The sequence below is a fragment of the Saccharomonospora sp. NB11 genome (genome assembly GCF_015910535.1).
Classification (GTDB): domain Bacteria; phylum Actinomycetota; class Actinomycetes; order Mycobacteriales; family Pseudonocardiaceae; genus Saccharomonospora.
Genome location: NZ_JACBJG010000001.1, coordinates 430939 through 455064, shown reverse-complemented (window position 1 = coordinate 455064; position 24126 = coordinate 430939). Strand labels below are relative to the sequence as shown.

The following is a 24126-nucleotide window of genomic DNA, read 5'->3' as shown; positions in this document are numbered from 1 at the left end:
GAGTGACCCGATCACGCGAATATAGTCGTGTTCGCTTCCGGAAACGCAGAGGAAGATGCACGATGAACTTCGGCGACATGGTGAACTGCCCGCGCTGCCTCGGATCCGGGCTCGCGCCCAACCGGAAGGACCCCTGTGGGAACTGCGGAGGACTCGGCCAGGTTCCGAAGTGACGACTGCGCTTTGTGCGAGGACACCGGCGTCCTGAGGTGGCAACAGCCTCACCGCGGTGTTCTCCGGGCCATGGAGGTTCCGTGTCCCGCCGGGTGCGGCGGGCACTGGAAACATCCGCGTGCCGAAAGTTTCCGGGTGATTGACGGCTCCGACGCCGTGCCCGCGCGCCCAGAGGGAAACGTCGCCCAGACCAATCGGATCGGTGCGGACTTCATCCGTGCTGCGCTGGAACGCTGGGGGTTCGTGCCTCCCGACCCGCATCACCCGAAGGGGTAGCGCTGTGTCGTCACCGGCAGGCACCATCGGGACGTGGCGACCGGACAACTGGTACGGCGGATGGGCAGGGCGGCCGGCTGGGCCGCGCGCACGGGCTACGAGCTGGTGACGCTGTTACCCGGGGCCGAGGCCACCGACTCACGCCCTTCCCGTCGGGGCGAACTGCCCACCGCCGACGCTCCCCGTGACGCGGTGCGGGCGAGGACGGCGGCGTTGCTCGATGAGTCGGCCGAGCAGAGGGAGGACGCGGCCACCTGGCGGTTGTACGACGCGGTGATGCGGTCGCTCGTGCCCGACGAGGTTCGCCTGCTGCGGCTGCTCGCCCAGGGCGAGACGTGGCCCACGGTCGACGTCGTCGAGCGAGGTTTCCTGCGGACCAACGCGGTGCTGCTGCGGCACGCCTCCACCGTCGGCAGCGCGGCCGGGGTCACGCTGACCGACGCCGTGCCCGTGTACCTGGGCAGGCTCGTGGCGTTCGGGCTCGCCGAGCTGGGGCCGGAGGAGCGCAGCCTGGCCACGCAGTACGAGGTGCTGCTGGCCGACGAGAGTGTCGTCGCTGCCACCAGGACCGCGCGCCGGCCGAGATTCGTCCGGGGCGCGGTCGGTATCTCACCCTTCGGCGCGCGGCTCTGGCGGGCCTGCGATCCGGCGGACGGCTGAGGACGTCACCACTCGCCGCAGAGCCAGTCCAGTGCCACGGCCGCCGTCCACGACTGCTGCGTACTGCCCAACGGCTCACCGGTGAAGGGTTCGTAGTACTCGCCGAAGGAGCCGTCGGAGACGAGCCGGAGCCCTTCCTCGCGCCAGCGCGCCGCGAGGGCGGTGTGGCCGCCGCGCCGCAACGCGTGGCTGAACAACCAGGTCACCACTGGCCACTGTGGACCACGCCAGTATCGGCGGGAGTCGAACCCGGGTTCGCGGGGTGACACCGACGGGGGCACCGCGGCCACGAAGTCGGGATGTCCGGCCCAGTCCGGGCCGGCCAGCTCGTCGAGCAACCGGGACTCCGTCGCCGTCGGTAGGGCCCCGCAGAGCACGGGGGCGAACGAGGCCACGGTCGGTGCGCGCAGCGGGCGGTTCCGTCGCAGATCGCGGTCGTGGGCCAGGCCACGCGGGTCGGCGGCCTCGGCGACGGCGCGTCGCGCGGCGCGTGCCCACTCCCCAAGGTCGGTCACCTCGCGGGTGACGGGCAGGTCGAGCTCGTCGGCCAGCGCGACGAGGTCGTCGCAGGCGAGGGCGAACAGGGCCGTGCTGAACACGTCGCCGACGCGGAAGTCCGAGTTCCGCACCACCGCCGTGGCGTCGTAGCGCACCCGGCGCATCTGCTCGACGAGCCAGAGGTAGCGGTCGTACTCGGCGTCGCTGGGCCGCTCGCCGGGGTCGTCGACGCCGAGCGTGTCGAGTCGCACGTACGGCGGCAGGTCCGGACCGGGTTCCACCGCGGCGTAGGCGTCGTCCCAGCGCGGTGAATTGTCCATTCCGGACTCCCACCCGTGCACGATGGTGACCAGGCCGCACTCCGGGGAGACGCGGTAGGTGGCGAGCCAACGGTGCCAGCGGTAGAGCGCGTCCCACGCACGGGCGGTGAAGCTCTCGGCGAGTTCGGCGTCCGCGGGCGAGGTGCGGCGGGCGATGGCGACGATGCGGCGCAGCGCGATGGCGTGCACCGGCGGTTGACAGATTCCCGAGGTCCGCACGGTCGCCGGGCGCTGCGGGGCGTCGTCGGTGCCCCAGCGATCCGGCCCGGGGAAGTAACCGTCCGCGTCGGTGAAGACGATGTGGGGCAGCATCCCGTCCGACCACTGCGCCGCGAACAGGGTGTCGAGTTCCGTCAACGCCCGGCGCACGTCGAGGTAGGCCAGGCCGATGGCGATGAACGCGGCGTCCCAGCTCCACATGTGCGGGTACAGCTTGGGGGAGGCGGTGACCAGCGCGCCGACGTCGTTGTCCCGCAGCACGGCGGCGGCCCGGGCGGCCAGCGCGGGACCGGAGAGTCCGGGGGGTCGCAGGTCCGACGACGCGGTCACCGTGCCTCCAACAGCAGTCCCGTGTCGGGGTCGTACCACCGGCACTGAGCCGAGGGCAGCCGCAACCGCAGCTCCGTGGCCGTCTCGGCCCGGAACGTCGCCGGTGCCTGCACCTTCACCGGCTGCCCGCACACCTCGGTGGTGAGCAGCACCGCCGAGCCGAGCGGCTCCAGCACCTGCAGCGAACCCCGCAGCGTGGCCTCACCGTCGGCAGTGCCCTCGACCGCGACGGCCTCGGGACGGACCCCCAACGTCAGCGACTTGCCTTCGTACGACGACAGCGCCTGCGGTAACGGCACCGACTGCCCCCCGAAGTCCACGGTGAGCCGACCCGACTCGGCGCGCTGCACGGTGCCGGTCAGGAAGTTCATGGGCGGGCTGCCCAGGAAACCCCCGACGAATGTGTCGGCCGGGTCGTCGTAGACCGACGTCGGTGCGTCGCACTGCACGATGGCGCCGTCACGCATCACCGCGACGCGGTCGCCCAGCGACAGTGCCTCCACCTGGTCGTGCGTCACGTACAGCGTGGTGGTGCCGAGTTCGCCGACCAGTTTCTTCAGCTCGGCCCGGAACGACAGGCGCAGCAGGGCGTCGAGGTTCGACAGCGGCTCGTCCATCAGCAACACGTCGGCGTCCATGACGATGGCTCTGGCCACCGCCACCCGCTGACGTTGCCCGCCCGACAGCTTCGCCGGGTACCGGTCGAGGTAGGGCGTGAGCTGCAACAGGTCGGCGGCCCACTCCACCTTGCGGCGGATCTCGTCGGCGGGCAGTTTGCGCACCTGCAGCCCGAACCCGATGTTGTCGGCCACCGACTTGTTGGGGAACACGGCGTAGGACTGGAAGACCATCGACAGGTTGCGTCGTCGCGGCTCCAGGTAGGTGACGTCGCGGTCGCCGATGACGATCTGCCCCGAGTCCGGCAGCTCCAGGCCCGCGACCATGCGCAGCAGCGTCGTCTTGCCGCAGCCGGACGGCCCGAGCAGCACCATGAACTCGCCGTCGGCCACGGTCAGCGACACCTCGTCGGTGGCCCGGGAGTCGTTGCCGGCGTAGGTCTTGACGAGGTCCTTCAGGACGACCTCGGCCATGGATACCCCCTCATCGGAGCGTGGTGCCCCACATGTTCAGCAGGTAGCGGCGCATCAGAAAGATGAACAACAACGCGGGCACGATCAGCGCGAACCCGCCGGCGAAGCGGTAGGCGACCGACGCCTCGGCCAGGGACGTCAGTACCTGTGCGGGCAGGGTGCGGTGGCCGAGCGTGACCACCGTGGCGCCCAGGATCTCGTTCCACGACAGGACGAACGTGAAGATGGACGACGCGGCGAGGCCGGGCAACGCGAGCGGCACCACCACCCGGCGGGCGGCCTGCCACCGAGTGCACCCGAAGACCTGTGCGGCCTCCTCGACGTCCGTGGGCACCGAGACGAAGATGCTGGCCGTGATCAGCACGGTGGTGGGCAGCGCGAGCGTGGTGTGCACCAGAGTGGTGGCGAAGACGGTGTCGTAGACGTCCAGCCGCAGGAACATGGTGGCCAGCGGCACCGACAGCACCACGATCGGCAGGGCACGCACCAGGAGCATGAACACGCGGTAGGCGTCCTTGCCCCGGAAGACGTGCCGCGCCAGCGCGTATCCGGCGGGCGCGCCGACCACCAGCGACCAGAACACGGTGTAGAGCCCGACGAGCAGCGAGTTGCCGAACGCCGGGAGAGTGCCGGTGGCCGACACGAACGCCTGGAGCGTCTCCAGTGAGAACTCGCTGGGTATCAGCGACTTCGGGAATTCTGCGAGCGACTGGCGTGACGACACGGCGGCCAGCGCGATCAGCAGGATGGGCACGGCCATGAACAACGTCACGGCGGTGCAGGCCACCTGGACGGCGAGTGCCCGCCGACGGCGTCGGCGCAGGGGAGCGAGGTCGACCTCGGGCAGCGTGCGCTGTGGTCGGCCCGTGACCTGGGTGCTCATCGCGCGTCCTCCGAGGTGCGGACCGTGCGCAGGTACAGCACCGCCGTGCCCAACGAGACCACGAGCACCACGAGTGCGACCGCACTGGCGACGGCCGGGTTCTGCAGGTTGACGTACCACTCGTAGGTCTCGCCGACGAGCAGCGGGAAGTCGCGGCCGGTGAGTGCCTGAGCCACCGCGAACGCCTGCAACGCCAGAATCGTGCGCAGTATCAGCGCCACCTGCAGGCTCGGCGCGAGCAGCGGCAACGTCACGTGCCGCAGTCGCTGCCACAGCGACGCGCCGAACACCTGCGCGGCCTCGTCGTAGTCGCGCGGGATCATCTGCACGCCCGCGACGACGATGACGAACATGAGCGCCGTGGCCCGCCACACCTCGGCCACCACCACGGCGAGCAGCATCGTCGTGGGACTGTCGTAGCCCAGCCACTGCACGCCGTGCTCGGACAGGCCGAGGGACACGAGCAGCGAATTCAGGTATCCGCGGTTGTCGAACACCGACAGCCACACCAGGCCCGCCGCCAGCTCGGAGATCGCGAGGGGCACGCACCACAGGTAGAAGTGCACCCCGGCGAAGCGGGGACGAGCCTGCATCAGCAACGCCATGCCGACGGACAGCACGAGCTGGATCGGCACGACGATCACGATGAGCAGCAGCGTGTTGCGCAGAGCCCGCAGGAAGTAGGGGTCGTCGATCAGCCGTTGCCAGTGCGACAGCGTCACGCCGTCGTCGTCGGTGAACGCCACGATGATCGCCTGGAGCAGCGGCCAGCCGAATAAGGCGAGCATCAGCACGACCGAGGGCAGCAACAGGATCCACGGCGAGCGCACGAACCGGGCCATCACGCCACCCCACACAACTCGGCGGCCGGGTCGGGCGCCCAGCACGGGATGCGCAACTCGTCGAGGAGTCGCTGCAGCACTTCGGCCTGGTGATCCAGTGTGGACCTGATCGGAGCGCCGTCGAGGACGATGGAGCGGAAGGTGTCCTGGAAGACCTTCGTCACCTCGCCCTCACGGTCGCCCAGCCCCACCGGGGGCAGCGAGAGCACGCTGTCCTCGGCCTCTTGCTGCCTGCGCACCGCGTCGGCCTCCAGCGCGATGGCGGGCGCGAGATCGTCCGGGATCTGTGCGGCCACGGCGGGGAAGAAGCCGTTGGAGCGGAGCAGGCCGATCTGCGTCTCCGGCCGGCACAGCGCGTCGATGGTGCGTTCGGCCAGGTCGGGGTCGGTGCTGCCCTTCGGGATCGCGAGGCCCGCGACGACGGCCATGTAGCCGAGACCGTGGGGGCCGCGCGGGCTGGGCAGCATGCGCCAGTTCTCCGGATCGCGTTCCGGGGCCTGGACCAACCGCACGACGTGGTCCCACGCCATGCGCACCTCGCCGTTCTCCAGCGGCTCCTGCATGAAGCCGTAGGTGGTGCTGGAGGGGGTGCAGTTCGCCCACAACTCGCGCAGGTACTCCCACGCGGTCACGGCCTCGTCGGAGCGGAAGGTGGTGATCTGGCCGCCTGTGAAGGACGGCAGCAGGTAGCCCTGGGTGAACCGGTGCAGCAGCCCGTCCGGCCCGGCCGGGAGTCCGAGCATCGGTCGGTTGCCGTTGGCCCGCCGGGCGGCGACGGCCCAGTCCAGGAAGTCGTCGTAGGTCAGCGCGTCGGCGTCGACCCCGGACGGCAGGTGTTCGAGTGCGTCGGCGTGGGCGGCGAGCACGTAACTGGCGGTCGCCCACGGCACGTACCAGTGGCGGTCGGTGCCCGTGCGGGCCAGCTCCAGGTACTCGGGCGGCCAACCGCGATCACCGAGGCGGCGTAGCAGGTCGGTGACGTCGGTGAGGTAGTCGCCCGCGAGCGGGGCCAGGTCGCCGTGCAGGCCCGCGACGAGGCCGAGTTGCGTGGCGCCCGCGTCGACCTGACTGCGGATCTGGCTGGCGAACGGCCCTTCCTCGATGGTCACGTAGCTGACCTCGCCGGGCGCGGTGTCGGCCAAAAGCCGCCGGAATCGTTCGGCTTCGTCGACGGGATGGAACTGCGTCGACAGCAGCACCATGCCGCCGTTTCCCGTGGTGGCGAAGCCGGTGCACCCTGCGGCCAACGCCACCGCGCCGAGCCCGGCGGCGCGCAGGAGCGAACGCCGACTGAGACCGACTCTCCGCATCGAGACTCCAGGACTGGCGCAGACGACTTTTGTCAGGCTGGTGAACATAAGTGGACTGGGCCATTCTGTCAACCATGCTCGACATCAACCCCACCTCGCCGGGACACGTGCTCGCCGTCCTCCGTGCCCACGGTCCCCTCACCCGGCAGGAGCTGCAGGAACGGGTCGGAGTGTCGCGGGTGACGATGGTCGAGCGGCTCGACGCGTTGCGTCGGGTGGATCTCGTGCGGCAGGTCGGGTTCCGGCGCTCCAGTGGCGGGCGCAGGGCGGAGCTGCTCGCGGTCAACGACGTCGGCCGCACAGCGCTGGTGGCCGACATCGGGCAGAGTCACGCCACGCTCGCGGTGGCGGATCTCGCGGGAAGCATCCTGGCGCGCCACGACCTTCGACTGTCCACGCGACACAGTCCGAACGAGACGTTGCCGATGCTGGTGGCCGAGGCGCGGGCGTTGCTGGCAACCTCGGAACGCGCCGAGGACCTGTGTGCCGTGGGGCTGTCCGTGCCGGGGCAGGTGGATCACGACACGGGAGTGACGACCGCTCCGCCGACGATGCGGGAGTGGGGCTCGGTGCGGCTGCGGCAGCCGTTCGCCGACGCGTTCGGGGTGCCCGTGATGTTGGAGAACGACGCGAACGCGCTCGCGCTGGCCGACTACTACGCGATGGGGCGCCCCGAGGCGACGCTCGTGGGAGTCAAGGTCGGTACCGGGATCGGGGCGGGCGTGGTGATCGCGGGCCGCGCGCTTCGGGGCGAGACCGGTTCGGCGGGCGAGATCGGGCACATGAGGGTGGAAGGCAGCGAGCGTCGCTGCACGTGCGGTCGGCGTGGCTGCGTGGCCGCCGAGGCGAGCGGGCAGGCTCTGGTGCGGGCGCTGCGCGAGCACGGTGTGCGGTCGGTGAGCGACGTGGTGCGGCGGGTCGCCGAGGGCCGCCCCGAGGCCGTGGAGGCGGTGTCGGCGGCGGGACGCCTGGTGGGCACGGTGCTCGCGACCGTGGTGACGATCGTGAACCCCCGCCACGTGCGGTTGGGTGGCGAGGTGGGCGTGTTGCCGCCGTTCGTGGCCGCGTTGCGGTCGACGGTGGAGGCGAACGCCCACGCCAACGCGTTGCGCAAGCTCGACATCGCGGCCTCGCAACTCGGCGACCGAGGTGCCTTCGTCGGGCTCTCGGGACTGGTGGCCGACGAGATGCTCTCGCCCGCGACCGTGGACGCTCTCTGCCGCCGCGCCACCTGAGAGGCCCCACGTACGGACGTCGTCTCCGGCGGGAGGTGCGTATCTGTCCGACAATGTTCGAATGGACAGCGTCGAGGTTCTCACCGACGGGTTCGACCGTGTCAGACAGTCCGTGCACGACGCCGTTCGCGGACTGAAGGTGTCCCAAATCAACGAGCGAATCGGGCAGTCCAACTCGATCGCGTGGTTGTTGTGGCATCTCGCCCGTGTCCAGGACGATCACGTGTCCGAGGTGGCCGAGCGGGAGCAGACCTGGACGGCCGACGGCTGGTACAGGCGGTTCGGGCTGGATCTCCCGCAGGACGACACGGGCTTCGGGCACACGAACGAGGAGGTCGACCTCGTGCAGGTGCGGTCGGTGCGGTTGCTGACCGGCTACTACGACGCCGTGCACGAGCGGACTCTGGCCTACCTCGACGACATCAGCGCCGAGGACCTGGACGTGGTGATCGACGAGTCGTGGAGCCCGCCCGTCACGTTGGGCGTGCGGCTGGTCAGCGTGATCGCCGACGACCTGCAGCACGCGGGCCAAGCGGCATTCGTCCGGGGGTTGTTGCTGCACCGCTGACCGGCGACGGTGCGCGGTCAGAAGGACAGGAAGCTCTGGTACGCCCTCACCCGTTCGGCGAACCGAGGGCAGCCCGCTCGTGCCAACTGCTCGCCCAACGGAGCCCGTCCGCTCCGTCGTCGCCAGTAGCGCGTCTGGTTCGCCGTCGCCGTCTCGACGTGCACGGGTGCGGTGTCATCGACGTGAACGAAGAATTCGTCCGGGGTGAAGACCTCGTACGGTAGCGAGTCTGGGTCGACGTCACCGCTGACGAAGCCGTTGTCCGCCGTGAGGAGGATGTCGGCGTCGCAGGCGAGAGCGGCTGCGTGGACGTGCGCGTCGTCGGCGTCTCTGCCGGGAAACGTCGTGTCGACGACGAAGTCCTCGACGCGACCGCCCTCGAACGCGCGCTCGATCTTGTCCCGGACGTCGGCGATCTTCCTGCCGTCCCACCCCGGGTGCTTCCGCCGTAGGCGGTAGAGGGTCTCGGCAAGGATGTCCTCGGTCCAGTAGACCCGGTACGGTTCGTCGTCCAGGCTCAGCGATATCAGTGCGAGCCAGTCGCGCAATGTTCTAGAGTAGAGGACATTGGCGTCGACGAGGACCCGCGGGATCGACATGCGCCAGACGTTAGCGAAAAGCGCAGGCGGCGATCCCGCGGTTCGAGAAAAATCAGTCCTCGTCGTCGAGGGCACGCAACTCCTCGAACGCGGCGCGGCGACGTGCCAGCCTGGCGTCGCGCATCGCGAGGACGTCTGCGGTGCGGAGTCGGGTGTGTGTCCCCACCTTGTGCGCCGGAATCTCGCCGGCCTTGATCTTCTTCATGAGCGTCGGCCGGGAGATGCCGAGTTCCCTCGCGGCCACCGTCGTGGTCAGTTCCTCCGGCATCGCGCTGACGGTGATCGCGCCGCCGTCCGCCACGACACGAAGGAGGTGGCGGATGATGCCGGATAACTCGGGTGGCACGGCGATGGACTCGCCGTCCGGCGTGGCCGCGGTGAACTGCGTGGGGTCGCTGGTGAAGGAGTCGACCACTTGCCGTGCCTGGTCGCGCTGTCGCGAGTCGGTCAGCACCACGTCGCGCTCGTTCGACTTGGTCGCCATGGTGATGCTCCCACCCCTCGGTATTCCACTTGTAAGTGTAAGCCGGTGGTCGGAGCGGGGGCAACCGGGAATCGGTGACTCAGGCGAGGGTGTGTCCGGTGGTGGCGTCCACGTGATCCGGCACGTCGTCGTGCCGGATCCCGACGCTCGACGTTCCGGTGCGCTCGAACAGCAGGATGGAGGCGCCATCAGGCGACGACGGCTTGTGTTCGACTCCGCGCGGCACCACGAACACCGAGCCCTTCGGAAGCGTCACGGTGCGTTCGTCGGCCCCCTGCCGGAGCGCGATCCGCAACTCGCCGTCGAGCACGCAGAAGAACTCGTCGCCGTCGTCGTGGGCGTGCCACAGGTGCTCTCCCGCGACCTTGGCCACGCGCACGTCGTGGTCGTTGACCGTGGCGACGATCCGGGGGCTCCAGAGCTGGTCGAAGCGCGAGAGTGCCTCACCGAGGTCGAGGGGTTCAGCGTTCATGGTGGTGAGCTTGCAGCGCGGCGGCGGACGTCGGAAGTGGCAGGACGCGCACGTTTCGCAAGAGTCGTCGCAGCCGTCTCCCGCGATCGGCCTTCGGCCCGGCGCTCGGCCGTCCGGGCCTGACCGATCTCGTCCGAACGGCCTGCGAAGGTCCCCCGGAAGTGTTAGAAAGCGCAGATGCAGTCGTCGCAGTCGGCGCATCGGGTGGTCGCGATCGTGGACGACGGGTCCAACCCGTTCGAACTCGGGGTGGCCACGGAACTGTTCGGACTTCGTCGTCCCGAGCTGGACGGCGCGCTGCGCTCGCCGTGGTACGAGTTCCGACTCTGCGCGGCGACCCCGACCGTGTCGATGCACGCGGGCTTCTTCCGGCTCACCGACGTCGCCTCCCTGGAGGTCGTCGAGCAGGCCGACACGGTGCTGGTGCCCAACCGGCCCGATCCCGAGGTCCGGCCGTCGGAGTCGGTGCTGGAGGCGGTGCGAGCGGCCGCCGCGCGTGGTGCTCGGCTGATGAGCTTCTGCACCGGGGCGTTCACCCTGGCCGAGGCGGGCGTGCTCGACGGGCGTCGCGCGACGACGCACTGGCGGTGGGCCGACGCCTTCCGCGTGCGGTTCCCTCGGGTCGAGCTCGATCCGGACGTCCTCTACGTCGACGAGGAATCGGTGCTGACGGCGGCGGGCAGTGCGGCGGCACTCGACCTCGGCCTGCACGTCATCAGGAAGGACCACGGAGCGGAGATTGCGAACGCGGTGAGCAGGCGCGCCGTGTTCGCCGCCCACCGCGACGGCGGCCAGCGGCAGTTCGTGGAGCGACCCGTGCCGCGCCGTTCCGAGGCGGGCCTGGCGGAGGTGCTGGAATGGGCGCAACAACGCCTCGACCAGCCGCTCACCATTCGGGACCTGGCGCGGCGGGCGGCGGTGAGTCCGGCCACGCTGCATCGCCGGTTCGCCGCGGAGGTGGGGACGACGCCGCTGGCGTGGCTGACGGGCGAGCGGGTGCGATTGGCGTGCCAGTTGTTGGAGCGTGGGGAGTTGCCGCTCGATCAGGTCGCCGCGGCCAGCGGACTCGGCACGGCCTCCAACCTGCGGTCGTTGCTGCGCAAGCACGTCGGGGTGAGTCCCACGGAGTACCGGAGGCGCTTCGGGCATCGACACCTGCCCGGGAGCGTCGAGGTGAGGCGTCGCGGCCACGGCGACGAGCGGGTTCGTCTGCGAGGATGAGGACATGCCGACGCTGAACCTCACCGGCGACGCCGCCGCCGACGCGCTGCTCGGCGACGACCCGGCTGCCCTGCTCACGGGCATGCTGCTCGACCAGCAGATCGCGATGGAGGTGGCCTTCACGGGGCCCAGGAAGATCGCCGACCGGATGGGGTCGTTCGACGTGCACGCCATCGCCGAGGCCGATCCCGAGGAGTTCGCCGCCGTGTGCGCGCAACAGCCCGCCGTGCATCGGTTCCCCGGTGCGATGGCCAAGCGCATCCAGGCGGTGTGCCGATTCCTGATCGACCACTACGACGGCCGCGCCGACGCGATCTGGACGCAGGGGAACCCGGACGGTCGCGAGGTGCTGCGCAGGTTGAAGGAGCTGCCCGGGTACGGCGACCAGAAGGCGCGGATCTTCCTGGCGCTGCTCGGCAAGCAGCTCGGCGTGCGGCCCGAAGGGTGGCGGGAGGCTGCGGGAGCCTACGGCGAGGAGGGGGCGCGGCGCTCCATCGCCGACGTCGTGGACGAACAGACGTTGCAGGAAGTCCGCGCGTACAAGAAGGCTGCGAAGGCGGCGGCGAAGCGGAGTTGACCGCCGCGCGGCCCGGTCACCGACGGTGACCCGAGGCTCCCGTGTGCTGGAGGGGGCGCGCCGCCGGGACACGGTGATCGTGTCACTCGACAGGACGCTAAGTAGCGCAGCCCCTCGCGTTCTGTGCCCGACGCCACTACCGTCTCACTCAGAGGTCGCTCGAATAGAGCGCGTCCAGCGCTGTGCTTATAGCACATCTTTTGGCTTGATCGGAACCTTTTTGTTGGTGTTGTCACGTATGTTTCTGCGTTGTTGCAGGTAGTCACGGTGGGCAGTGACGCGTCGGGCTGAGACCCGCAAAGCACTCTGTTACGTTCTTTGAATATGTCCGGAAAGCACTCAGAGCGTGCCAACGGCGATAATCAATCGGCGGGCCGCATTGTGATCGAAACGCCGACCAAGCAGGACGGCGCGGCCTTGTGGCGAATCGCCCGCGATTCGCAGAAGTTGGATCTCAACTCGTCGTACGCCTACCTGCTGTGGTGTGTCGATTTCGCCGACACGTCGGTCGTCGCACGCGTCGACGGAGAAATCGTCGGTTTCGTCATCGGTTACCGTCGCCCCACGGACCCCGAGTCCGTGCTGGTGTGGCAGGTCGCCGTTGACGCCTCGCAGCGGGGCCGCGGGCTCGCGGGAACCCTGCTCGACGACCTGTTCGGTAGGCTCGTGGACTCCGGAGTGCGGTATCTGGACACCACGATCACGCCCGACAACGAGGCGTCGATCAGGTTGTTCTCCTCGTTCGCCAAGAGGTGGAACGCGACGCTGGAGCGGTCGCGGCTGTTCGAGTCGGGCGACTTCCCCGACGGCCACGAGCCCGAGGATCTCTTCCGTATCGGCCCGCTTTCGAGCGCCCAGCAATCACAGTGATCGATACACGCGAATGTGACTGATCTCGCGAACATCGATTTTTTCATCCTCAATAGCAGGAGACTGAGCAAGTGAGCATCTTTGAAACCCTTGAGTCCGAGGTGCGCAGCTACAGCCGTGGCTGGCCCACCGTGTTCGACCGGGCTCAGGGAAGTTGGCTCTACTCGGAAGACGGCAAGGCTTACCTCGACTTCTTCGCCGGCGCGGGTGCCCTGAACTACGGGCACAACAATCCGGTGCTGAAGAAGGCGTTGATCGACTACATTTCGCGTGACGGTGTGACGCATGCACTCGACATGTTCACCGTCGCGAAGCGGGACTTCCTGCAGACGTTGAACGACGTCATCCTGCAGCCCCGCGACATGGAGTACAAGGTCATCTTCCCCGGCCCCGGTGGCGCCAACGCCGTCGAGGCCGCGTTGAAGTTGGCCCGCAAGGTGACCGGCAAGGAGTCGGTCATCAACTTCACCAACGCCTTCCACGGCATGACGCTGGGTGCGCTGTCGGTGACGGGCAACTCGATGAAGCGTGGTGGGGCGGGCATCCCGCTCGTGCACGCGACGCCGATGCCGTACGACAAGTACTTCGACGGGGCCTACCCGGACTTCCTCTACTTCGAGCGCCTGCTGGAGGACTCCGGCAGCGGGCTGAACGAGCCCGCCGCGGTCATCGTCGAGACCGTGCAGGGCGAGGGCGGCATCAACGCCGCGCGGCTGGAGTGGCTGCGCGGCCTGTCGGACCTGTGCCAGCGCCACGGCATTCTGCTGATCCTCGACGACGTGCAGATGGGCTGCGGCCGCACCGGGCCGTTCTTCAGCTTCGAGGAAGCGGGCATCAAGCCCGACATGATCTGCCTGTCGAAGTCGATCGGCGGCTACGGTCTGCCGCTGGCCATCACCCTCATCCGCCCGGACCTCGACGTGTGGTCGCCCGGTGAGCACAACGGCACGTTCCGCGGCATCAACCCCGCGTTCGTGACGGCGGCCGAGGCGCTGCGCACCTACTGGCGCGACGACGAGCTGGAGAAGTCCACCAAGGCCAAGGGCGAGCGCGTCGGCCAGGTGTTCACCGAGCTCGTCGAGGCCTACCCCGACGCGAACCTCGTGGCCAAGGGGCGTGGCCTCGCCCGTGGACTGGAGTTCTCGAGCGGTGAGGTCGCGGGCAAGGTCTGCGCCGAGGCGTTCGACCGTGGTCTGCTGATGGAGACCTCCGGACCCGACGGGGAAGTGGTGAAGCTGCTGCCGGCGCTCACCACGTCCGACGAGGAGATCGAGCAGGGGTTGTCGATCATCAAGGAATCGGTCGCCGCCGTGCTCTCGCGCTGAGCGCGAACAGACGTTGCAACTGAGATTCGCGAAGGAGCCAAATTGATCGTTCGTACCCTCGACGAGATCACCGACACCGAAGCCGACATCAAGCAGCCGAACTGGCGCAGCAAGCGCATCGTGCTGGCCAAGGACAAGGTCGGTTTCTCCGTCCACGAGACGACGCTGTACGCGGGGACGGTCAACGACTTCTGGTACGCCAACCACATCGAGGCGGTGTTCATCGTCGAGGGCGAGGGTGAGCTGACCGACAAGGCGACCGGAGAGACGTACCAGTTGAAGCCGGGCTCGCTGTACCTGCTGAACGAGCACGACCAGCACCAGGTGCGGCCGAAGACGGACATGCGCACCGTGTGCGTGTTCAACCCGCCGATCACGGGTCGTGAGGTCCACGACGAGAACGGGGTCTACCCGCTCGTCGTCGAGGACTAACGCCCGCAGGGCCACAGGTTTCGTGGGAACCGTCTCAAGTGGAGGCGGTTCCCGCGGACCCCGAACGGGTATCACCTGAAAGAACGGGGAACCTCAAGAAAACAACGGCAAAACAGCACAGTGGCACTCGGAGGAGGCGAGTTACGTGACTCTCGCGGAGAGCCGGACGACCGACATGTACCCCACGCGTGTCGCGGGTGAAGCGACGCTGCTGGAGCGGACGGACCCGACGGTCTGGGGTGGTGAGCAGGACGGCCCGATGGACGCGGCTGCCCTGGCCTCGCACGACGCCAAGGGGTATTCGATCATCGAGGGACTCCTGTCCCCTGCCGAGGTGCAGGGGTACTGGCAGGAACTCGTGCGGCTCTCGTCGGACGAACAACTCAAGGCCGACGAGCGTGTCGTCACCGAGAAGAAGTCCGGCGACGTCCGGTCGATCTTCGAAGTGCACAAGATCAGCGAGCTGATCGGTGAACTGGCGCGGGATCCTCGGATTCTCGATCGGGCGCAGCAGATTCTGGGCTCGGACGTCTACATTCACCAGAGCCGCGTCAACTACATGCCCGGCTTCAAGGGCAACGGCTTCTACTGGCACTCGGACTTCGAGACGTGGCACGCCGAGGACGGCATGCCGAGGCCCAGGGCCGTGAGCTGCTCGATCGCGCTGACCGACAACTACCCGTTCAACGGCGGGCTGATGGTGATGCCGGGATCGCAGCGTACGTTCGTCCAGTGCGTCGGCGAGACGCCGGAGAACCACTACAAGGCGTCGCTGAAGGAGCAGGAGATCGGCGTCCCGAGCGAGGACGACATCACGAAGCTCGCCGCCGAGCACGGTATCGACCAGTTCACCGGACCGGCGGGTTCGGCGCTGTTCTTCGACTCGAACATCATGCACGGGTCGGGCAACAACATCACGCCGTACCCGAGGTCGAACATCTTCCTGGTCTTCAACAGCGTGGAGAACACGCTGGTGGAGCCGTTCGCGGCGAAGAGCCCGCGCCCGACGTTCATCGGGGCGAGGGACTTCACGCCGCTGACCCGCTGATCGCCCCGTCGCGCGATCACAGGGCAGGACCATAACCGGTAGGAGGGCCGCATCGGGGTGCAGCGTAGTCGCCCCGATGCGGTCTGTTACCGTATCCGCACCTCAGCGGCGCGGCTGGTGAGGTGACCGCCGCCAGAACATCGGGCGTGACTCCTTGCTCGGGGTGAGTCCGGCATGTGTGACGGCGTGGATGTGCGTGGGTACGGCCCCGCGCCGCCAGGTTCGGGACTGGCGGCACGGGGCCGTATTCGTGTCCGCAGGCACCCGCCGGTGCGCCGCTCAGTCGAACAGGCTCGTCTCCGAGCGGATCTCCAACAACTCGTACACGGGACGGCCACGGCGGCCGTCGATGGTGGTGGTCCGCACGACCCGGAGCCGAGCGGTGACCGGCCGGTCGAGATTCTCCTTGATCTCGTCGAGCAGGTCGGGGGCGACGGCACCCTGGATCGTGGAGCCGGTGTCACGCTCCAGATAGAAGATCCGCCTGCGGGTGCGGACTCCGTCGAGCCTGCCCGTCACCGTCTCGTAGCCGACGTCCTCGCGGGACTCGCGCAGGCTGCTCTGCAACACCCGCGCCTGTTCGGTGGTCATGCTGCGCGCGACGTCCTCGCCGGTGGTGGGCGTGAGCGACAGCGCGATGCTGGACGTTCGCATGACGGCGTTGACGACGTCGCTGATCGCGTTGCGCACCGTGTCGCGTTGCAGCAGCACCGCGTCGAGCGCGCCGTCGTCCGAGCCGTTCACCGGCAGGAAGTCGCACAGCTCCTTGACCGCGCGCTCGGACAGCGTCTCGATGCCGTCGGAGATGAGGGCGCCCGGCACGGACGTCTCCGGGAAACCGAAGAACATCGCGTTGCCCGCCTGACCGCGTTGGATGAGCGGAGCCTTCTCCCGGTCGGCCGGCTGCACCGACGTGATCTCGGTCTGCGGGTTGCGGACGATGTGGCCGATCTTGGCCGTGGCGTCCTGCAGCGCACGGCTGAGGTCGGACGACGTGTAGGCGTCGAGGTGCGAGGAGCCCAGGACCGACACGCGGAGCAGTGGCGACCGGGCGGTGCGCTCGAACTTCGCGTGGGCGGCCAGTGCGGACGCGCGGGCGAGGTCGTCGAGCCACGTGCCACCGGGGATGTTCTCGGCGATCTGCCGGAAGCTCACCACACCACCTCCGGAAATCCCTTCACTGTGCCTGGGACGGGGCCGTGCGACCAGACCGACTCCCAGATGTCCTCGTCACCGGGATGACACAGGAAGCCGTCCACCAGGCCGCTCACCGGTTGCACCTGCTCCAGGTACATCGCGGGTTGTTCGGCGATCACGCCGCGCAGCGTGAACATGCCGTAGAACGTCGATCGGGCGTGGCCGTCGAGTCGCTTGAGCGCGCCCCATTCGTCGGGCAGCAGCACCACGTCGACGTCACGAGGGATCTCGGCGGAGCGCACGGCCAGCTCGCCACCGATCCAGGCCCGGCCCGACGGGATCAGCCTGCACACGACCCCGAGGTACCCGCTCAGCGCGCTGAAGAGGATCTCGCGCTCGTTGCGGTACGGGGCGTCCCACACCAGCCGTTCGTAGATGTCGGAGAGGTCGGCCTGGTGCCGCCCCGGCGGGAGAACGTTCTCCGACGTCCAGTGCGGAAGCGGCATGCGCGATCCTTCGGGCGACGAACGTGAACCGGGGGAGTCAATCGCCGAACCTACCAGCTCGCGCCGTCAGCTCTGCCGCCGCGGGCGGTTCTCCTCGGCGAGGGCGATGTCACGCTCGTCGGGCCATTCGTTGCGGGCGTGCCACTCGGCCGAGGACAGCGGAAGGACGCCGTGCACCCGTCCCTCGCTCTCGTCCGTGCGGTCGCCGTGCGACGGGGCGGCGGCACCCGGTTCGACGCGACGCATGAGGGTGGTGCGTTCGGAGTCGGACACCCGTGGGACCGGTGCCGTGGTGTCCGTGGCCGTCTCGTCGCCCGCGGCACTGCGTCGCCGCAGGGAGTAGAAGGTCAGCCCAGCCAACGCCAGGCCCAGCACGAACGCGGCCAACAACCACAACCAGATCTCGCCGAACAACCACAACATGGTCCCGCCTCCTGCCAGCTCGCCTTCGGCGCCGGGCGGTCACCGCACGTGGATCTCCACCCTCCGGTCGATCGCGGACGTACCGAGCGTCGACAGCGGGCGGGTGTCACCGTGCCCGACGGTGGTCAACCGGCGACGTGGAAGGCCCGCGTCGACCAGCTCGTCGGCCACCGTCTCGGCACGTGCGCGCGACAGCTCCATGGCGCCCTTCCGGTCCGTGTCGGATACCCGTGCGACGTGTCCCTGCACCTCGAACCGCCAGTCCGAGGGAGCGTCGGACAGCACGGAGGCCACCTCGGCGACGGCCTGCCGCCCGGCGCGCGTCAGGGTGGCGGAGTCCGGGCGGAAGGTGATGGGGTGCTCGGCGAGGACACGGTCGAGCGAGCGTTGCAGCCGCGCCTTCGCTGCGGCGTCCGGGGAGGCGAGCGCGTCGGAATCGGAGCCGGTCCGAGGGCCGGAGGTGAAGGCGGCGATGTCCACCGAACGGACGCCGTCGACCTCGGCCACGACGGCACTCGCCAGGACCGCCTCCCTCGGCGAGCGGGCGCGGATGCTGGCGTCCCTCCCGGAGAAGCTCACGACGTCGGTGGGCAGCTCGGCCTGGGAGAGTGCCTGTCGGGCGCGTTCGGCGAGCTCGGTCTCGACGTCGTCGCGGACCACGACCGTCGCCACGAGCGCGAGCAGGCCGGTGAGCACCACCGCCGTGGCGGCGAGCGCGGCCAGGACGCGCGTGGCGGGCATGCCTCGACTGTAAGTCCGGGTCGAGGCACGCCGCCAAGACGGTGATCGGCCGTGCTCGCCGGTCGGCTCAGGCGGAGCGGGACTGCCGGTGAACAGGCTGTTCGGACACCAGGGTGGCGGTGGCCGTGCCCGAGTCCTTCGCCGTCACCGGCGCGAGCTGGGGCCGCTTCGGCAGGATGCCGTCGCCCATCGACTCGCCGCGGAGCTGCCTGCGGATCCACGGCAGGAGGTGGGTCTTGGTCCAGGCCAGGTCGGAGCGACGCAGGGTGAGCCAGTTGACGGGTTCGTTCTCCTCGGGCCACGGCTCGCGCCAGTCGCTCTCGGTGGGAACGCCGAGCACCTCGGCGGCCCGCAGCGCGATGCGGCGGTGGCCTTCGGACGTGAAGTGCAGACGATCGTCGCTCCACGCCCGGGCGTCGTGCAGGACGTTCATCGCCCACAGGTCGACGACCTTCGCGCCGTGGCGGTCGGCGATGGCCCACAGGTGCGCGTTGTAGATGCCGACCTTGCTCCGCAGGATGCTCATGACCGAGAGCCGCTTGGTGTCGGGTCCGGTGAAGATCAGCACCTCGATGCCGGCTTCGCGCAGCGTCGCGATGCCCTTCTCGAACTGGGCGGCGACCTCGTCGACGTCGGCGCCGGGCACGATGATGTCGTTGCCGCCCGCGCAGACGGTGACCAGGTCGGGACGGGCTTCGAGTGCGACGGGGAGCTGCTCCTCCATGATCTCGGCGAGCATCTTGCCGCGGATGGCGAGGTTCGCGTAGCGGAAGTCCTCACGGCCGTCGGCGAGGATCTCGGCCAGGCGGTCGGCCCAGCCCCGGAACGACCCGTCCGGGAGGGTGTCGTTGAGGCCCTCGGTGAAGCTGTCGCCGATCGCCACGTAGCTGTCGAAATGGGTCACCAACGTCTCCTCCCAGTAAAGCCCCAGTGAAATCCCGCAGACAACCGGACAGGATGCACCGGTGAGTGCCGCCTACGCCACCGTCGGTTGATTCGCAACCCCCAGTCTCGACGAGGGGGATGTCATTTTCCTGCGCTTTTCCGGTGGTGTGGCAAAGCTCTCGCGCGCTCGCGGGCAGCACTGACGCCGGGGGCGAGCCGGGAACGGGTGACGCGGTACGGGTCGAGGTGCTCGATGGCACCGGCAAAAGGTCGCGGCGCCCGACGAGACGCGCTCGACGTCGCCGCACCGCAAGGAAGCGGCCCCCGGCGAGGGGGAGGTCCGGGGGCCTCAGTCCACGGTACCCGGTGTGGGTCGGGGAGCGTCGGGCCCGAACGCGTCGAGTGCCGCGAGCCAGGCCGCGCCCAGCGCCCCGTTGTCGCTGCCCAGCACGGGTGCGGAGGTGGCGGCCCGGAGAGCGGTGCGCACGCGTTCCCCCACTGGACTCGTGGGACCGAGCACACTGCCGACGAGCACCACGGGCGTCGTCTCGCCCTCGTCGCGGGCTGCCAGCGCCGTCTCGGTGAGCAGGGTCGCGGCCTCGTCGACGATCGCGACGGCGGCGGCGTCGCCCTCGGCATGCGCCGCGCTGACGAGCGGGGCGTAGCGCGCGAGGTTCACCGGAGCCTCCGCGTTCACGGCGGTGATGAGGCGGAACGCCGCGTCGCTGTCACCCCCGGAACGCCGGTCCACGCCGGCCTGGCGCAACACCGCGTCGGCGAGCCGCGACGGCGGACGCTGCCCGGCCAGGACGTCGAGCGCGACCCGCACGGCCTGCCTGCCGAGCCAGAACCCCGACCCCTCGTCGCCGAGGAGCCAGCCGTAGCCGCCGACGGTGGAGACCATCTCGCGGGCCCGGATGCGACCCGCGATCGACCCCGTGCCCGCGACGAGCACGGTGCCGTCCGGTTCGGCCGTGGCCGACACGAACGCGGCGACCGCGTCGGACACCAACGTCGGTCGTCGCACGTGCTCGAATCCGAGGGCGTCCCACTCGCGTTCGAAGACGGCGGCGATCGCGGGATCGGTGAGCTTGCTCCGGCCGGCCATGCCGATCACCCACGCCCGCACCTCCGACGGGTCGGACGACGCCATGGCCGTGGAGATCGCCTCGGTCATCGCCTTGGCCGCCGACTCGGGCGGGTGCGAGTTCGGGTTGGCCCCTCCGGCGGTGCCGGTCCCGACCACGTGCCCGGCGGCGTCGACGACCCAGGCTCGGGTGGACGTACCGCCCGCGTCCACCCCGACCGCGAGACTCATCGGGTCCTCGTCACCTTGCGCAGACCGCGCGGGGCGTCCGGGTCGAGACCGCGGGCGAGGGCGAGTCCCAGGGCCAGCCGCTGGATCGGCAGGACCTCCAGGACGGGGGCGACCTCCTCGGCGGTCTCGGGAACCGGCACGGCCAACGCTGCAGAGGACACGGTGTGCGCCGCCGAGCCCACACACAGCAGGTCGGCACCACTGCGGGTCACCGTGTCGAAGACGTCGCTCATCGCCGCGCCGCCCTTGCCCGCGCTCGCGAGTCCGAGCACGGCGGTGGTGGCGTCCACGGCGGCGACCGGTCCGTGCAGGAGGTCGGCACCGCTGTACGCGCGGGTGGGGAGATAGCTCGTCTCGGCCAGCTTCAGGGAGGCCTCCAGCGCGGTGGCGTAGGAGTAGCCGCGCGCGGTGGTCAGGATGCGCTCGGCGAACCGGCACCGGGAGACGGCCTGCTCGACCCCCTCGGCGGAGTCGGTGAGCGTGCGTTCGGCCAGTTCGCCGATGTCGGACACATGCTCGGCCTTGCCGCCACGGATGGCGTCCACCAGCAAATACAGCGCCAGCAACGTCGCGGAGTAGGTCTTGGTGGCGGCGACGGCGCGCTCGGTGCCCGCGCGGATGTCGACCGCCAGCTCGGCGGCCTCGGTCAGCGGGGACGACGGCGTGTTGGTGACGGCGACGGTCAACGCCCCGCGCGACCGGGCGGCCTGCGTGACCTCCAGCAGGTCGTACGACCCGCCGCTCTGGCTGACCGAGATCAGCAGGACGTCGGTGAGGTCCTGCTCGGCGCCGTACAGGGTGGTCGTCGACGGGGAGACGAGGCCCGTCGGCAGGCCCAGCAACACCTCGACGAGGTACTTCGCGTAGACGGCGGCGTGGTCGCTGGACCCCCGCGCGGCGAGCAGCGCGAACCGCGGCGGCCTCTGGGCGATCCGTGCTCCGACCTCGGCGATGTCGGAACGTGCCCGGACCAGCCCTGCGAGGACGTCCGGTTGCTCGGCGATCTCGGCGGCCATGTGCCTGCCGGGTTCGGTCTCGTTCACGGTCGTCACCCTTGCTTTCACCCTAGCCGGTCGAGGTGCCGCGCGCCCGGGTCGCGGATCACCGGTCTAGACCAATACTGACCACGTTCAACGTACTATCCGGAGGGTACGTTCCAGGGTGAGGGGGTAGGTGTCTTAGTGAGGGAGTCACCAATGGTGGAGACGCTTTCCGGAACGCGTGCACAGCGTGAACCGAAGTACTGGGCGCTCAAACAACACCTGCTCGACCTGCTGGAATCCCTGCCCGCCGGCTCGGCCATCCCGACGGAGCGGGCACTGGCGACGGACTTCGGCGTGTCCAGGACCACGGTCCGACAGGCGCTCGCCGACCTGACGGCCGAGGGGCGCCTGCATCGCGTGCAGGGCAAGGGGACGTTCGCCGCGGAACCCAAGCTGGCCCAGCGGCTGGAGTTGTCCTCCTACACCGAGGACATCCGGGCGCAGGGGCGGGAGCCGTCGTCCAAGGTGCTGGAGGTCGACGAGATCTACGCCGAGGGCGAGCTGCCCAAACTGCTCGGCATCCGGACCGGCGCGAAGGTGCTGCGACTGCGCAGGCTCCGCCTCGCCGACGGTGAACCGATGGCGGTGGAGACGACTCATCTGCCGTCCTCGCGGTTCCGAGGGCTGCGGCGGCAGGTCGAGTCGGGCGGATCGCTGTACGAGGCGTTGCGCGACCGCTACGGCGTGGAGCTGGACCACGCGGAGGAGACCATCGAGACGTCGCTCGCGGGCCCGCAGGAGGCGGACCTGCTCGGCGCCGAGATCGGTATGCCCGTGCTGCTGCTCTCGCGGCAGACGTTCGCCTCCGACGGCAAGCCGGTCGAGTACGTGCGCTCGATCTACCGGGGCGACCGGTACAAGTTCGTCACGACGTTGAACCGTCCGTGACCGTTCCGCCGCCTTCTGTTCCACTGTGGACGTGACGTCCTCGTTCCGCGTCGAATCGTGACGTAATCGTGCTCACGTCGGGCAACGCCGGGAGCCTCTCGGGCGATGAATTCGTTGAGGGGTTGTCGGGGAGTTGCGAGCGGATCGAGGGGCATGAAGGACGACAGGACGAAGGTCAACGACACCGGTTCGCAGCAGTCCGAGAAGGCGGAGAAGTCCGGGCTGTCGCCCGCGCAGGTGGCCGCCGCCGCGCTCGCGGCGGTGACGGCGGCGTTTTTGTGTTCGACGCTGGGCGTGTACGGCACGGTGGTCGGAGCCGGGCTGCTCAGTGTGGTCACCACCGTCGGCAGCGAACTGTTCCTGCGCTCGCTGCGACGGACCAAGGACATGGCTCGCATCGCGGCCGGACGTCGAAAGGCCGTGCTCGAGGACCTGGACCGCACCGTGTACCTGCCCGCCGTCACGCAACAGCGGTGGGAGGAGCACACGGCGGCGATGGAGCGCACGCGCGTGTTGACCTCGACCGGTCAGGCCGAGGACTCCCGTGCGCGACGGCAGTGGTGGCGGCGCCGGGGACCCGTGTTGGCGGCCACGAGCGCACTGGCGTTCGTCATCGGCATGCTCGTCGTCACCGGGTACGAGGGCGTGACGGGCAAGGCGTTGTCGGGCGACGGCTCCACCACGGTGAGCAACATCGTCCGCGGTGACGGCTGGACCGGGCACGACCGGATGCCGCAGGGACCGGGCGACGAGCGTGAGGACTCCGGCGACCCCGCCGACTCCGCCGACTCCGCCGACTCCGACGCCACCCCGACGTCCGGACCGGACGAGCCGGGACAGCAGCGCGACCGCGACGAGGGCGAGTCGACGCCGAGCGAGACCCCGCGCCCCGACGCGCCGGAGGACTCCACCCAGCCCTCGCAGCCGGTGCAGCCGAGCGAGCCCGACTCCGCCCCGTCGGAGCCCGACGAGCAGCAGCCCCCGCTCACCACGGACCCGGCAGGCGGGCAGGCCCCGCCGGGCGGCGAGGAGTGACCGGGCGGGTCAGCCCGTGAGGTGCTCCCGCAGAGCCCTCGCCGCCGCCGTCGGGTCGTCGGCCTCGGTGATGGCCCGGACCACCACGGCCCGACGCGCCCCGGCTGCCGTGACCTCGGGCAGCCGTTCGAGGTCGATCCCGCCGATGGCGAACCACGGTCGAGCGGCGTCCGGGACGATCTCGGTGGCCACGGTGCGCACGAGGTCCAGGCCGGGTGCGGGCCTGCCCGGCTTCGTGGGAGTGGGCCAGCACGGCCCGACGCAGAAGTAGTCCACGCCCGGTTCCGTGGCGGCTGCCCGGGCCTGCGTGGCCGAGTGCGTCGAGCGTCCGATCACGGGCGCGTCGCCGATCACGCGCCGCGCGACGGACACGGGAAGGTCGTCCTGACCGAGGTGCAGGACGTCGGCGTCGACCGCCAGCGCCACGTCGGCGCGGTCGTTGACCGCGAGCAGCGCTCCGTGTCGGGCGCAGGCTTCGGCGAGCACCTCCAGCGCCGCGATCTCGTGGGCCGCCTCCAACGGAGCACCCCCGGTCTTGTCGCGCAACTGCACGATGTCCACGCCACCCGCCAACGCGGCGTCCACGAACTCGGCGAGATCTCCGCGGTCGCGCCGTGCGTCCGTGCAGAGGTAGAGGCGCGCGTCGTCGAGGCGCTTCCTGATCCGGTCACCGTCGAGGCCTGGCATGCCGTCACCGTAGTACGGGCGTACGGCGA

The 24126-nt window shown here is 69.7% G+C and carries 27 protein-coding genes; 11 read left to right on the top strand and 16 right to left on the bottom strand.

The window, feature by feature from the left end:
* Window positions 1-483: 483 nt before the first annotated feature.
* Window positions 484-1110, top strand: a complete 627-nt coding sequence (locus JAV51_RS02150; protein WP_307845707.1) for a hypothetical protein — start codon at window positions 484-486, stop codon at window positions 1108-1110.
* Window positions 1111-1115: 5 nt separating this feature from the next.
* Here JAV51_RS02150 and JAV51_RS02145 read toward each other — a convergent pair whose 3' ends face one another.
* The 5 genes from JAV51_RS02145 to JAV51_RS02125 are packed head-to-tail and all read right to left on the bottom strand — an operon-like array spanning window position 1116 to window position 6603.
* On the bottom strand, window positions 1116-2477 hold the full coding sequence (locus JAV51_RS02145; RefSeq protein WP_197318866.1) for a glycogen debranching protein: 1362 nt from the start codon (window positions 2475-2477) through the stop codon (window positions 1116-1118).
* On the bottom strand, window positions 2474-3568 hold the full coding sequence (locus JAV51_RS02140) for an ABC transporter ATP-binding protein (protein ID WP_197318865.1): 1095 nt from the start codon (window positions 3566-3568) through the stop codon (window positions 2474-2476). Before JAV51_RS02140 ends, JAV51_RS02145 begins: the two co-directional genes overlap by 4 nt.
* Before the next feature lie 10 nt (window positions 3569-3578).
* The gene (locus JAV51_RS02135) at window positions 3579-4451 is read right to left on the bottom strand and encodes a carbohydrate ABC transporter permease (RefSeq protein ID WP_197318864.1); all 873 of its coding nucleotides are present in this window, start codon (window positions 4449-4451) and stop codon (window positions 3579-3581) included.
* On the bottom strand, window positions 4448-5293 hold the full coding sequence (locus JAV51_RS02130) for a carbohydrate ABC transporter permease (protein ID WP_197318863.1): 846 nt from the start codon (window positions 5291-5293) through the stop codon (window positions 4448-4450). The genes JAV51_RS02135 and JAV51_RS02130 overlap by 4 nt, the downstream gene beginning before the upstream one ends.
* Window positions 5293-6603: an ABC transporter substrate-binding protein gene (locus tag JAV51_RS02125; RefSeq protein ID WP_197318862.1), complete on the bottom strand. Its 1311-nt coding sequence runs from the start codon at window positions 6601-6603 to the stop codon at window positions 5293-5295. Before JAV51_RS02125 ends, JAV51_RS02130 begins: the two co-directional genes overlap by 1 nt.
* 74 nt (window positions 6604-6677) lie before the next feature.
* Between JAV51_RS02125 and JAV51_RS02120 the strand changes: the two genes are divergently transcribed.
* Entirely contained in the window at window positions 6678-7838 is a 1161-nt protein-coding gene (locus JAV51_RS02120) for an ROK family transcriptional regulator (RefSeq protein ID WP_197318861.1), read from the top strand.
* A 61-nt stretch (window positions 7839-7899) separates the two neighbouring features.
* Window positions 7900-8406 (top strand): DUF664 domain-containing protein, encoded by a 507-nt coding sequence (locus tag JAV51_RS02115; RefSeq protein WP_197318860.1) that lies wholly within the window; start codon window positions 7900-7902, stop codon window positions 8404-8406.
* Between the two features lie 17 nt (window positions 8407-8423).
* Here JAV51_RS02115 and JAV51_RS02110 read toward each other — a convergent pair whose 3' ends face one another.
* The 3 genes from JAV51_RS02110 to JAV51_RS02100 form a co-directional block, all read right to left on the bottom strand.
* Entirely contained in the window at window positions 8424-9005 is a 582-nt protein-coding gene (locus tag JAV51_RS02110) for a PIN domain-containing protein (RefSeq protein ID WP_197318859.1), read from the bottom strand.
* Between the two features lie 52 nt (window positions 9006-9057).
* Complete coding sequence (locus JAV51_RS02105; protein WP_197318858.1) at window positions 9058-9489, bottom strand: helix-turn-helix domain-containing protein; 432 nt, start codon at window positions 9487-9489, stop codon at window positions 9058-9060.
* Window positions 9490-9568: 79 nt separating this feature from the next.
* Window positions 9569-9961 carry a cupin domain-containing protein gene (locus JAV51_RS02100; protein WP_197318857.1) on the bottom strand — a complete coding sequence of 131 codons (393 nt, stop codon included), beginning with the start codon at window positions 9959-9961 and terminating at the stop codon, window positions 9569-9571.
* A gap of 177 nt (window positions 9962-10138) precedes the next feature.
* On the opposite strand from JAV51_RS02100, the gene JAV51_RS02095 reads away from it, so the two are divergent.
* From JAV51_RS02095 to thpD, 6 genes are all read left to right on the top strand, one after another.
* Window positions 10139-11182, top strand: a complete 1044-nt coding sequence (locus JAV51_RS02095; protein ID WP_197318856.1) for a helix-turn-helix domain-containing protein — start codon at window positions 10139-10141, stop codon at window positions 11180-11182.
* A 4-nt stretch (window positions 11183-11186) separates the two neighbouring features.
* Window positions 11187-11759 carry an HhH-GPD-type base excision DNA repair protein gene (locus JAV51_RS02090; RefSeq protein WP_197318855.1) on the top strand — a complete coding sequence of 191 codons (573 nt, stop codon included), beginning with the start codon at window positions 11187-11189 and terminating at the stop codon, window positions 11757-11759.
* A 324-nt stretch (window positions 11760-12083) separates the two neighbouring features.
* Complete coding sequence (ectA, locus tag JAV51_RS02085; protein WP_197318854.1) at window positions 12084-12629, top strand: diaminobutyrate acetyltransferase; 546 nt, start codon at window positions 12084-12086, stop codon at window positions 12627-12629.
* A gap of 71 nt (window positions 12630-12700) precedes the next feature.
* Window positions 12701-13954 (top strand): diaminobutyrate--2-oxoglutarate transaminase, encoded by a 1254-nt coding sequence (gene ectB, locus JAV51_RS02080; RefSeq protein WP_197318853.1) that lies wholly within the window; start codon window positions 12701-12703, stop codon window positions 13952-13954.
* 42 nt (window positions 13955-13996) lie between these two features.
* Window positions 13997-14386 carry an ectoine synthase gene (locus JAV51_RS02075; protein WP_197318852.1) on the top strand — a complete coding sequence of 130 codons (390 nt, stop codon included), beginning with the start codon at window positions 13997-13999 and terminating at the stop codon, window positions 14384-14386.
* Window positions 14387-14531: 145 nt separating this feature from the next.
* A complete protein-coding gene (gene thpD / locus JAV51_RS02070; RefSeq protein ID WP_197318851.1) occupies window positions 14532-15434 on the top strand; it encodes an ectoine hydroxylase in 903 nt (300 codons plus the stop codon).
* 279 nt (window positions 15435-15713) lie between these two features.
* Here the strand turns inward: thpD and JAV51_RS02065 are convergent, their stop codons facing one another.
* The 7 genes from JAV51_RS02065 to JAV51_RS02035 all read right to left on the bottom strand — a co-directional run bounded on the left by JAV51_RS02065 (window position 15714) and on the right by JAV51_RS02035 (window position 21460).
* A complete protein-coding gene (locus tag JAV51_RS02065) occupies window positions 15714-16592 on the bottom strand; it encodes a hypothetical protein (RefSeq protein WP_197318850.1) in 879 nt (292 codons plus the stop codon).
* On the bottom strand, window positions 16586-17077 hold the full coding sequence (locus tag JAV51_RS02060) for a hypothetical protein (protein WP_197318849.1): 492 nt from the start codon (window positions 17075-17077) through the stop codon (window positions 16586-16588). The genes JAV51_RS02065 and JAV51_RS02060 overlap by 7 nt, the downstream gene beginning before the upstream one ends.
* A 66-nt stretch (window positions 17078-17143) precedes the next feature.
* The gene (locus JAV51_RS02055; protein ID WP_197318848.1) at window positions 17144-17500 is read right to left on the bottom strand and encodes a hypothetical protein; all 357 of its coding nucleotides are present in this window, start codon (window positions 17498-17500) and stop codon (window positions 17144-17146) included.
* Window positions 17501-17539: 39 nt separating this feature from the next.
* The gene (locus tag JAV51_RS02050; protein ID WP_197318847.1) at window positions 17540-18241 is read right to left on the bottom strand and encodes an OmpA family protein; all 702 of its coding nucleotides are present in this window, start codon (window positions 18239-18241) and stop codon (window positions 17540-17542) included.
* A gap of 67 nt (window positions 18242-18308) precedes the next feature.
* Window positions 18309-19145, bottom strand: a complete 837-nt coding sequence (locus JAV51_RS02045; protein ID WP_197318846.1) for an SGNH/GDSL hydrolase family protein — start codon at window positions 19143-19145, stop codon at window positions 18309-18311.
* A gap of 330 nt (window positions 19146-19475) precedes the next feature.
* Window positions 19476-20444, bottom strand: coding sequence for an N-acetylglucosamine kinase (locus tag JAV51_RS02040; RefSeq protein WP_197318845.1), 969 nt, complete (start codon window positions 20442-20444; stop codon window positions 19476-19478).
* Window positions 20441-21460 carry an SIS domain-containing protein gene (locus tag JAV51_RS02035; RefSeq protein WP_197318926.1) on the bottom strand — a complete coding sequence of 340 codons (1020 nt, stop codon included), beginning with the start codon at window positions 21458-21460 and terminating at the stop codon, window positions 20441-20443. The genes JAV51_RS02040 and JAV51_RS02035 overlap by 4 nt, the downstream gene beginning before the upstream one ends.
* Window positions 21461-21640: 180 nt before the next feature.
* On the opposite strand from JAV51_RS02035, the gene JAV51_RS02030 reads away from it, so the two are divergent.
* Window positions 21641-22375, top strand: coding sequence for a GntR family transcriptional regulator (locus JAV51_RS02030; RefSeq protein ID WP_197318844.1), 735 nt, complete (start codon window positions 21641-21643; stop codon window positions 22373-22375).
* Between the two features lie 153 nt (window positions 22376-22528).
* Window positions 22529-23410, top strand: a complete 882-nt coding sequence (locus JAV51_RS02025; RefSeq protein WP_197318843.1) for a hypothetical protein — start codon at window positions 22529-22531, stop codon at window positions 23408-23410.
* A gap of 9 nt (window positions 23411-23419) precedes the next feature.
* Here the strand turns inward: JAV51_RS02025 and thiE are convergent, their stop codons facing one another.
* Entirely contained in the window at window positions 23420-24097 is a 678-nt protein-coding gene (thiE, locus tag JAV51_RS02020; protein ID WP_197318842.1) for a thiamine phosphate synthase, read from the bottom strand.
* Window positions 24098-24126 lie beyond the last annotated feature (29 nt).

What these genes read in the sequence shown, in the direction of transcription:
- JAV51_RS02030 (WP_197318844.1), top strand. Translation starts at nt 21,641, where the DNA reads ATGGTGGAGACGCTTTCCGGAACGCGTGCACAGCGTGAACCGAAGTAC.
- JAV51_RS02025 (WP_197318843.1), top strand. Translation starts at nt 22,529, where the DNA reads ATGAAGGACGACAGGACGAAGGTCAACGACACCGGTTCGCAGCAGTCC.
- JAV51_RS02130 (WP_197318863.1), bottom strand. Translation starts at nt 5,293, where the DNA reads ATGGCCCGGTTCGTGCGCTCGCCGTGGATCCTGTTGCTGCCCTCGGTC.
- JAV51_RS02115 (WP_197318860.1), top strand. Translation starts at nt 7,900, where the DNA reads ATGGACAGCGTCGAGGTTCTCACCGACGGGTTCGACCGTGTCAGACAG.
- JAV51_RS02110 (WP_197318859.1), bottom strand. Translation starts at nt 9,005, where the DNA reads ATGTCGATCCCGCGGGTCCTCGTCGACGCCAATGTCCTCTACTCTAGA.
- JAV51_RS02120 (WP_197318861.1), top strand. Translation starts at nt 6,678, where the DNA reads ATGCTCGACATCAACCCCACCTCGCCGGGACACGTGCTCGCCGTCCTC.
- JAV51_RS02050 (WP_197318847.1), bottom strand. Translation starts at nt 18,241, where the DNA reads ATGCCCGCCACGCGCGTCCTGGCCGCGCTCGCCGCCACGGCGGTGGTG.
- JAV51_RS02095 (WP_197318856.1), top strand. Translation starts at nt 10,139, where the DNA reads ATGCAGTCGTCGCAGTCGGCGCATCGGGTGGTCGCGATCGTGGACGAC.
- JAV51_RS02105 (WP_197318858.1), bottom strand. Translation starts at nt 9,489, where the DNA reads ATGGCGACCAAGTCGAACGAGCGCGACGTGGTGCTGACCGACTCGCGA.
- JAV51_RS02040 (WP_197318845.1), bottom strand. Translation starts at nt 20,444, where the DNA reads ATGAGTCTCGCGGTCGGGGTGGACGCGGGCGGTACGTCCACCCGAGCC.
- JAV51_RS02135 (WP_197318864.1), bottom strand. Translation starts at nt 4,451, where the DNA reads ATGAGCACCCAGGTCACGGGCCGACCACAGCGCACGCTGCCCGAGGTC.
- ectA (WP_197318854.1), top strand. Translation starts at nt 12,084, where the DNA reads ATGTCCGGAAAGCACTCAGAGCGTGCCAACGGCGATAATCAATCGGCG.
- JAV51_RS02140 (WP_197318865.1), bottom strand. Translation starts at nt 3,568, where the DNA reads ATGGCCGAGGTCGTCCTGAAGGACCTCGTCAAGACCTACGCCGGCAAC.
- JAV51_RS02060 (WP_197318849.1), bottom strand. Translation starts at nt 17,077, where the DNA reads ATGCCGCTTCCGCACTGGACGTCGGAGAACGTTCTCCCGCCGGGGCGG.
- JAV51_RS02125 (WP_197318862.1), bottom strand. Translation starts at nt 6,603, where the DNA reads ATGCGGAGAGTCGGTCTCAGTCGGCGTTCGCTCCTGCGCGCCGCCGGG.
- JAV51_RS02035 (WP_197318926.1), bottom strand. Translation starts at nt 21,460, where the DNA reads ATGGCCGCCGAGATCGCCGAGCAACCGGACGTCCTCGCAGGGCTGGTC.
- JAV51_RS02100 (WP_197318857.1), bottom strand. Translation starts at nt 9,961, where the DNA reads ATGAACGCTGAACCCCTCGACCTCGGTGAGGCACTCTCGCGCTTCGAC.
- JAV51_RS02055 (WP_197318848.1), bottom strand. Translation starts at nt 17,500, where the DNA reads ATGTTGTGGTTGTTCGGCGAGATCTGGTTGTGGTTGTTGGCCGCGTTC.
- thiE (WP_197318842.1), bottom strand. Translation starts at nt 24,097, where the DNA reads ATGCCAGGCCTCGACGGTGACCGGATCAGGAAGCGCCTCGACGACGCG.
- JAV51_RS02090 (WP_197318855.1), top strand. Translation starts at nt 11,187, where the DNA reads ATGCCGACGCTGAACCTCACCGGCGACGCCGCCGCCGACGCGCTGCTC.